The sequence below is a fragment of the Paraburkholderia kirstenboschensis genome (assembly GCF_904848585.1).
Taxonomy (GTDB): domain Bacteria; phylum Pseudomonadota; class Gammaproteobacteria; order Burkholderiales; family Burkholderiaceae; genus Paraburkholderia; species Paraburkholderia kirstenboschensis.
Window position 1 is genome coordinate 1 of record NZ_CAJHCR010000048.1, and the last position, 5,648, is coordinate 5,648.

At 56.8% G+C, this 5,648-nt stretch carries 4 protein-coding genes and 3 pseudogenes; all 7 read left to right on the top strand.

Going from position 1 to position 5,648, the window contains the following annotated elements; genetic code table 11:
• Positions 1-91: 91 nt before the first annotated feature.
• The gene (locus JMY24_RS37645; RefSeq protein ID WP_413231308.1) at positions 92-460 is read left to right on the top strand and encodes an ATP-binding protein; all 369 of its coding nucleotides are present in this window, start codon (positions 92-94) and stop codon (positions 458-460) included.
• A 481-nt stretch (positions 461-941) separates the two neighbouring features.
• Positions 942-1,385: a LuxR family transcriptional regulator gene (locus JMY24_RS37650; protein WP_128597125.1), complete on the top strand. Its 444-nt coding sequence runs from the start codon at positions 942-944 to the stop codon at positions 1,383-1,385.
• A gap of 355 nt (positions 1,386-1,740) precedes the next feature.
• Positions 1,741-2,649 (top strand): hypothetical protein, encoded by a 909-nt coding sequence (locus tag JMY24_RS37655; protein WP_128597123.1) that lies wholly within the window; start codon positions 1,741-1,743, stop codon positions 2,647-2,649.
• 647 nt (positions 2,650-3,296) lie between these two features.
• Positions 3,297-3,722, top strand: a complete 426-nt coding sequence (locus JMY24_RS37660) for a hypothetical protein (protein ID WP_193425308.1) — start codon at positions 3,297-3,299, stop codon at positions 3,720-3,722.
• A gap of 67 nt (positions 3,723-3,789) precedes the next feature.
• Positions 3,790-4,528, top strand: a pseudogene (locus JMY24_RS37665) (IS3 family transposase); the annotation flags it as partial.
• A 149-nt stretch (positions 4,529-4,677) separates the two neighbouring features.
• Positions 4,678-5,052: pseudogene (locus JMY24_RS37670) on the top strand (IS110 family transposase); the annotation flags it as partial.
• Positions 5,022-5,648, top strand: a pseudogene (locus tag JMY24_RS37675) (IS6 family transposase); the annotation flags it as partial. The pseudogenes JMY24_RS37670 and JMY24_RS37675, both read left to right, overlap by 31 nt.

Sequence of the window (5,648 nt, forward strand, 5' to 3'; positions counted from 1 at the left end):
CGCTACTCCCACGACGAAGTTATGTTGACGAACTCCTGACACAACCAGGCGCCGAAGCAGCGCCCAGAGGGAAACTCCACATAACCGCGCGCTGCACATAAATCAATTAATCTTGCGCGCAACATTAATCGACGAGATGGGATACCTGCCAATGGACCGGGAGCAGGCGAACCTGCTCTTCCAGGTGGTGGCCAAACGATACGAGACCGGCAGTCTTGTCCTGACGAGTAATTTGCCGTTCGGCCAGTGGGACCAGACCTTCGCAGACGACGCCACGCTTACGGCGGCGCTCCTCGACCGGTTACTCCATCACGCACACGTCGTGCCGATTTCTGGCGACTCGTACAGGCTGAAGGAAAAACGCCAGGCCGGCATGATCAACCGCATCCCGCCGCCTTACCTAAACGACGCGGACGACGTCAAACGCAAACGCAATTCCAAGGAGGCAACACCCAGCTAATAACCGTAGGACAAGGTGTATCAAACTACGATTGCGCTTGCATCTGAAGCTGTATCAACTTGAGATTGCGTTTGACACCGTCACGGGCAAGAGTCCAAGGCGTACGCGGCGAGACCTCGGGCGCAGACCGTGGAGCCGGTGGATGTGGGGGCGTACGCCTGAGGAACCGGTGTGAGCTTGCCCCCGAAAAACGAACCCTTGCTGAGCAGGTACCAACCGGCCACTGCCGGCACGGAGGCGGAAGATACCGAAGGACGGGGGAATTCCGCGTCCTATCGATACCCGCGATGCGTGATCGAGCAGTCCAAGGGGCGCTCAAGCTGTTACTGGAACCGATCTTCGAGGCAGATTTCCAGCAGGGGTCGTATGGCTAACGTCGTCGGATGACTATTTCGTTCAATATCTATAGAAGTCACTTCATCAATGCTACATCCCCCGAAAGCGCGTCCTTACGATCCCCCAAAATAATCGCGAAGGACCGATGGACTCAAGTCTCACGCCCCGAGAGAGAGAAGTCCTCAATCTGTTACGCCTCGGAATGAGCAGCAGGGACATCGCGACGCGCCTGGGAATCGGTCTTGATACCGCAAGACGCCACAGTAGCCGAGTCAAGCAGAAGACCAGCGTTCTTTCCGTTGTTGCCTTGCCGTGTTCCGACCTTCTGGACGAACCCGACTGGGCAGCCCGAGTCGATCTAGACGGGCTTCGGATAAGCGAAGCCGAAAGGCGTGTGCTACGCCTGCTATGTCTTGGGTATAGCAGCAAGCATATCGGACGGGTTCTTCAGGTCAGCCCCCGCACCGTGGACAAGCACCGTGAGCATTTGCTGCGCAAATTGCAGTTGCAATCGACGCGTCAACTTGCAGCTTGGCTCGCCAGCCGATACGCGAAATGTGGCATAGGAAAGCAATCTGGCGAATCCTAATATGAATTCAGTCCTGCGTTATTGAGTTGATGCATCACACATAAAATGCTGCTAATAAAACTAACGGGCAATTAAACCCGGAACAATTCATATAAATACTGATCCGAGGCCATCAGCAATTCGCTTTACAGCCGCCCCGGCTTTTGCATATTCGCCGTTACGCCGTCTGACTAAATTTTCATGGGGTAGTTCGATTGTCCAGTTTGCTGGCCGGCTGAGACCGAACGTCATCAATGTCAAGGCGGAATGAAGCGTTGCGCAAGTCGCTACAAATCGGGAATCCTAATATTTACGCCTCATAGCCCGCCAGGCGTAAGGCAGCTCTTTTCGGCGGGCATCCTCTTGGAGATCAGAAATGAGCAAACTGCATATCGGTCCCTGGCCGAAAGGCAAGGGTTGGGAGCCTGTGACGCACGGCAACGGCGAACTGCCCAGACGCGACAACGTCCAGTTCACTGTCTCCGACCTCGCGCCGAAAGACAAGCTCACGGCGAACTACACCTACTACATTTATCAGGGCTCGCACATCGATACGGGTAGAAAAGTGCTTTGCAAAGGTGTCAGTGCGACAGGCACCTCGGCCAGTTTCGAGACCCAACCGATGACGTACAACGTCGAAGACTTCGGTGAACTTGTCCAGTCGTATCAGAGCTATCTGGCGGCGGTCACCAAGAACGTCACAATTGGGATCGCCTCAACGGACTTCACACGGCTGAAGCAGAGCGGTTATAACCTTTGTTTTGCGAAGAAGGTAGGTGACGCTGCCTACAACGTGGTCTGGCGCGCATCTTTCGAGTATCTCGAAGACAACGACTTCTCGTGGGTGCCGCAATATCAGATCTTCGGTAGCAACCAGTACAAGGACGGCATCACCGTCAAGGCGTCAACCAAGTATGTGACCATGGGCCTTGGCGAAATCGTCACGCTGAACAGTTTCGGCCAGCTCGGCGCCCCGTCCACAGGCGGCAAGTCTACCGCGATCAATCTGTTGAACGAATACGGCCCGATCCATCCTGGAATTTCCCAGTTGAGCACCGGCGTAGACGGTCAGACCATCAGCACGCCGATTTACGCTGCTCCGCAACCCATGGTTAAGGGCGCAGCAGACTTCACACCGATCGAGAAGGTACTCGTGTGGTTCGAACAGAAAATCGAGACTTCTACGATTTTTGCGAGTGCTCGGTCCAGCAGTGTGGAGCTCGATCTAACGTTCGTCAATTCGGAGGCGCGGGTTTACGACGGAGGTGAGTGGAGGAAACCGTAACGAACCCAAACACAATCGGGTAAGACTGCATTGGATACCCGAATTATGCGTGGTTCATAATGTGCCGTTGTCGCGTTATACTGAAAATCGACGGAGCCGCGCTGGCAAAAGGATTCCGAGTTTCGAGTGTAACGCGCTTTGCACCACGCCAGCCCAGCCGCGACCTGGCTGGGCCTGCTGCAGTTTTTCTTCAATCACCGGCGCTTCCTGCGCAGCTTGAACGGCGCCGGGGCGGTTCAAAACAGCAATTCCCGCTGACGGCGTCCGTGGAAGTGTCAACGCCCCGCTCACGCTTATGCGGCTTTCTGGAACGGGCTTCATGCTGCGGCACGTGCACAAGGGGCATTCCCCATTGGGGCAGGAATTCCGCACTTCAAGCGGCGAACTCAGCGTTCTCTATGGCGACAGGATTCTTCGCTGGCGTAATGTTCTCGCAGAATTGACATCCACGTCCCACGAGGTATTTCAGTACGAAATTCAGCCAAGAGAAACGGCTTGGGCCCGATGGCGGTGGCTCGTTTGCGGGAGACGCTACAGCCATCGAACAGTTCCTGCTGGCACTGGATGGCGGAACCGACTAGAGTGAGATCACCGGCAGACAGATGGCAACTTCACGGTAGGTCTTCCAATGTCACGCGATGGAGGAAATGATGGAGCGCATGTTCCCCTGGAATTGGTACTGGACTCTTCCGAGCATTCATCTCCCATTCAGCGGTGCCGTTGCCCAGCAAATTGCACCGGATACCACTTGGTTCTTTGATGCAATCTCGCCGAGCGCTGGGAATGCAAGTGTCGAGAAGCGAGCGTTCGAGCTTGCGTCCTATGGGCGGCAGCTTGGCTTGATCACCGAAGTAGTTCTGCGCCTAGCCGAACCGGACTCGATTTCTGAAGAACAGTTCAAGGAATCTTTTGAACGTCTGAAGGAAATACACAAACAGATTGACGACCTGAAGCGCGAGGAGGTCATACCAAACAGCGCGACCCTTGTCGACCAGCTAGTCTGGCTTCGGGCACACGATCCGATTGGGCTTAAAGAAGTACTGCGCCTCGCCGGCGCACCCGGTAGCACTTGACCATCAATTTGAGCTTGGCCCGAAAAACGAATCCCTTGCTGCGTAAACTCAAGCAAGGAGAAGAACGATGACAAGCAAGGCAAAGCGGGCGCAGTACACGCTCGAGTTCAAGCTGGAAGCGGTCCGGCTGGTCAAGGCAGGGCAAAGCATGGCTGCGGTGGCGGCGACACGGGGCGTGGTTGAACAGACGCTGTACAACTGGGTGAAGGCTGACGGGGAAGGCAAGCTGGCACGAAGCCTGTGGGCGCGGAGCAGATGGAGCTTGCGCGGCTGCGTGCGGAAGTGGCTCGCCTGAGGACTTCGCCAAGGAACCGATGTGAAGTACGCGTTCATTGAGCGCAATCGACGCGACTGGTCGATGTCGGTGCTATGCGACGAAGTGTTGGAAGTCAGTCCCAGCGGCTATCATCAGCGCCGGCAACGCACCGCGTAGGACAAGCCGCACCGAGGGCGTGCGCGTGGGCAAGGACCGGGTTCGCAAGCTGATGGCACAGCATGGCATTCGGGCTCGCCATAAGCGCAAGTACATTGCGACGACAAACTCGAACCATGATTTTCCGGTGGCTCCTAATTTGCTGGAGCGCAACTTCACTGCAACGGCGCCGAACCAGCTCTGGACGAGCGATATCACCTGTCTGGCGACGGCCGAGGGCTGGGTGTACCTAGCGGTCATCATCGACCTGTTCAGTCGACAGGTGGCGGGCTGGTCGATGCAGCCGCACATGAAGGCTGAACTGATCACGGACGCATTGCGCATGGCGTGGTTCAGGCGCCGCCCTGAAGCCGGCGTAATCCTGCATAGCGACAGTAAGAATATCGGTATCAGTTGTTCCCGGGCGGCCTGACCCGCATAGCGATAGACCAGTCATGGAAGATCTGGTTAATCGGGGATCACTGTACTGAAAGTCGCTGCACAGGACAGGAGCGATCGGCGCAGACGAGGCAAGGACGATCGATCGATGACACAATCGTCAGCGCATCCGACGAGTTGCGCGAATCGTTGCGCACAGCGACGCGTATGCAATTGATCCGTACTTTGGCGACCTGGCGTCCCGACCTCACTGATTACCGCGGTCTGACCTCTGCGCATTGGATCCCACTCAAATCGCTGGCTCGTCGCTATCTCCAGTTGCACCACGAGATCGCAGATCTGGACGTCATGATCGCCGGGCTGGTTGATGAACTCGCCCCCGGACTGATCGCGCGCAACTCCATCGGATACGAATCGGCGGCTCAGCTCTTGCTGACGGCCGGAGACAATAGTGAGAGGCTGCAGTCAGAAGCCAGCTTCGCTGCGTTGTGCGGTGTCAGTCCCCTGCCGGCCTCATCCGCTTTCAACTCAGCTTTCGCGACGTCGAGGAGCTACTGTTTGAACGCGGCATAGTTGTCAGCCATGAATCGATCCGGCGGTGGTCGGACAAGTTCGGCGCCACAGACAGCGTCAAGCCGCACGGCCGGCGTGACAATTGTCGCTGCCCACCGCCAGTTTTTCGCATCAGGTCAGGACTGCCCGTCGCAAGCCGGGCAGCACATGGCATCTCGACGAAATGTAGGTGACGCTGCGCGGCGAGCCTTGGCTGCTGTGGCGTGCAGTCGATGAGCACGGCATTGAACTCGACATCCTGCTTCAGAAGCGCCGCGACAAGGCCGCTGCCAAACGCTTCTTCAAACGGGTATTGGCTGGCTCTTCCATGGTACCGAAGAAAATCGTCACCGACCAGCTTCGCAGTTACCCGGCCGCGATAGCGGAGATCCTTGGGCTGGCGAATGTGAAGCACGTTTTCGTCAAGGCCAGCGCGCGAGTGAACAACCGCGCTGAAAACAGCCATCAACCCAAGCGTGAACGCGAGCGGCCGATGCGAGGTTTTCGCTTGCCCGAACACACGCAGTCATTCCTGTCGTGCTTTGGTCCGATCCGCCAGCACT

Excerpts from the sequence above, each read along its gene's own strand:
- JMY24_RS37650 (WP_128597125.1), top strand. The coding sequence starts at position 942 with ATGGACTCAAGTCTCACGCCCCGAGAGAGAGAAGTCCTCAATCTGTTA.
- JMY24_RS37655 (WP_128597123.1), top strand. The coding sequence starts at position 1,741 with ATGAGCAAACTGCATATCGGTCCCTGGCCGAAAGGCAAGGGTTGGGAG.
- JMY24_RS37660 (WP_193425308.1), top strand. The coding sequence starts at position 3,297 with ATGATGGAGCGCATGTTCCCCTGGAATTGGTACTGGACTCTTCCGAGC.